This is a genomic window from Psychrobacter sp. UBA3962, assembly GCF_002385225.1.
GTDB lineage: Bacteria > Pseudomonadota > Gammaproteobacteria > Pseudomonadales > Moraxellaceae > Psychrobacter.
The window spans coordinates 3,701-5,494 of record NZ_DGDC01000016.1 but is presented as its reverse complement, the minus strand read 5'-3'; the positions used below and the strand labels follow the sequence as shown (position 1 = coordinate 5,494).

Below are 1,794 nucleotides of genomic sequence, written 5' to 3'. Positions count from 1 at the left end.
ACCGGTGGTCGGACTTGAACAAAAGGCTGTACGCTATGTATTTTATGATATTTATTTTTGAAAATAAATGAATTACCTTTATAACTACCTTTATAAGCCAAAATCACCATCTTTTAAGCCAGAGTGCTTTCATCAAGATTATGACGCTCAATCAGCCATTCGTCAATCTCATGTTCAAACCAAAAAGATGAGTAACCGTCTTTGACTTGCTCGGGGAACTCGTCATTTTTTATCATCATATAAATCTTAGCTTTTGACAACCCCACCTTTTCACATACTTCTTTAATTTTTAATCTCTTAAGATTTATCATTATACTGCCTCCCATTCTTCTAAAAAATCATCAACCCATGCTTTGTTTGTCACTACCAAGCCATCATGCACATATTGATAAATCACATAGCCATCACTTGCATCGATAACTGTACAAGTGACGCCAGGCTTTGATTTGTGTTTGTATGTCACGCCATCGCCTCAAACATATCCAACTGGTCATCTGCTTTTGCAGGTTTAGCATTTCGCTTAGCTGGCGCCAGGTCCCTGCAAAAATGCTCTCTGCAATACTCAAACACGTCAGCAACCGTTGTACTGCTATCCATGATTTCAGCGATTTGATCTCCGCTTAAATGAGTCAAATCTTTCAGGCATCGACCATTTTTGTAGATAGTTACAAATGAAAACCGACTACCTAAAAACACCATTATTTTTTCTTGCATTAAATGCCTGTCGTCTTCGTGAGTAAACCAAAAAGCCTTTTCCCATTGTTGGCCAATATTTGAGTAACGGCTTTTTTCTGATTCGCATCTGTATCTATTCATTTGCGCCTCCTTTTGTGAGCCTCTTATGCACCTCAGATTCGAGTACCCAACCAGCTTTTCTACCAAGCTTATAGTTGATAGACACCACGTCTTTTAATTCTTTCGCCTGTTTGATAGCCAAAGCAACCATTCTTAAAATCACAACTCTTGAATGGCGAGGTAGGTACTCATCAACCCGTACAAATTGACCTGATAACAGCCTTTGAGCGATTTCTTCGATGGTTTGATGGTAGGCTACCCGTGGGGTAACACTTTTAGGCAATGGTTCACGGAGTCGACGAACAGCTTCAACATTAGCTTTTGTTAAAAAGATATCGTGAAAAGCGCTCTCTAACATCCAGCCAAGATTAATTTTAGTCTCAGTCTGGATTGTGATAACCTCAAAGCCACGGGCTTTTAAATCAGAAGCGACTTTGGATAAGATGACACGCATTGTAGAAGGTGCATACATGCTTTTATAGTCAGATACTCTGACGAGCTCGCCGTTAAAAAGCCGTGATTTAATCTGGCCTCTTAACCCTTCAAATGATTCATCTGAGGCATCAATCATTTTATTTTTAGGCTTTGGCACGTTACCAGCAGCAGTAATAAGCGAAGTTTGTAGATCTTGTTCTTGCTTTTTATTCTCAGTCTGTCTCTTTTTGATATCCTTGGTGTTTACATTGTTAAAATAAGAATCACCTTTCACTAAATTATCAGGTAGCGAATCGATTCTTCCGTTTTCTGCTAACCACTCTTCGACAACTTCAACTGGCGTTCCTCGACTGGCTTTGATAGCTGATAAATTTGTTTGTATTAGCATTATTCTCTCCAACTCTAGATGATAGATAGCACCAGCAAAGCCAATGCTATCGTTAGTCTTTTAACCCTCAGCACCAATTTCTTCAGCAATCATATCTAGCGTGTCGCTAAGTAGCTGTAAATCAGGCTGTGCAAAGTCACCAGACTTGTCTTCAATCACACCGCGCATACGCTCAA

Annotated in this window: 4 protein-coding genes; all 4 read right to left on the bottom strand. The window is 39.6% G+C overall.

The window, feature by feature from the left end; all coding sequences use genetic code 11:
- Nucleotides 1-113 precede the first annotated feature (113 nt).
- From B3S92_RS04265 to B3S92_RS04250, 4 genes are read right to left on the bottom strand one after another with little or no spacing between them, the layout of a single operon-like run.
- Nucleotides 114-311: a helix-turn-helix transcriptional regulator gene (locus tag B3S92_RS04265; protein ID WP_296203039.1), complete on the bottom strand. Its 198-nt coding sequence runs from the start codon at nucleotides 309-311 to the stop codon at nucleotides 114-116.
- The gene (locus tag B3S92_RS04260; RefSeq protein WP_296203036.1) at nucleotides 311-463 is read right to left on the bottom strand and encodes a hypothetical protein; all 153 of its coding nucleotides are present in this window, start codon (nucleotides 461-463) and stop codon (nucleotides 311-313) included. Before B3S92_RS04260 ends, B3S92_RS04265 begins: the two co-directional genes overlap by 1 nt.
- Nucleotides 460-816, bottom strand: a complete 357-nt coding sequence (locus B3S92_RS04255; RefSeq protein WP_296203033.1) for a hypothetical protein — start codon at nucleotides 814-816, stop codon at nucleotides 460-462. The genes B3S92_RS04260 and B3S92_RS04255 overlap by 4 nt, the downstream gene beginning before the upstream one ends.
- A complete protein-coding gene (locus B3S92_RS04250; RefSeq protein WP_296203030.1) occupies nucleotides 809-1,618 on the bottom strand; it encodes a hypothetical protein in 810 nt (269 codons plus the stop codon). The genes B3S92_RS04255 and B3S92_RS04250 overlap by 8 nt, the downstream gene beginning before the upstream one ends.
- Between the last annotated feature and the right edge of the window lie 176 nt (nucleotides 1,619-1,794).

Bases quoted from the DNA above. Each gene is read 5' to 3' on its own strand.
- B3S92_RS04265 (WP_296203039.1), bottom strand. From the start codon at position 311: ATGATAAATCTTAAGAGATTAAAAATTAAAGAAGTATGTGAAAAGGTG.
- B3S92_RS04255 (WP_296203033.1), bottom strand. From the start codon at position 816: ATGAATAGATACAGATGCGAATCAGAAAAAAGCCGTTACTCAAATATT.
- B3S92_RS04250 (WP_296203030.1), bottom strand. From the start codon at position 1,618: ATGCTAATACAAACAAATTTATCAGCTATCAAAGCCAGTCGAGGAACG.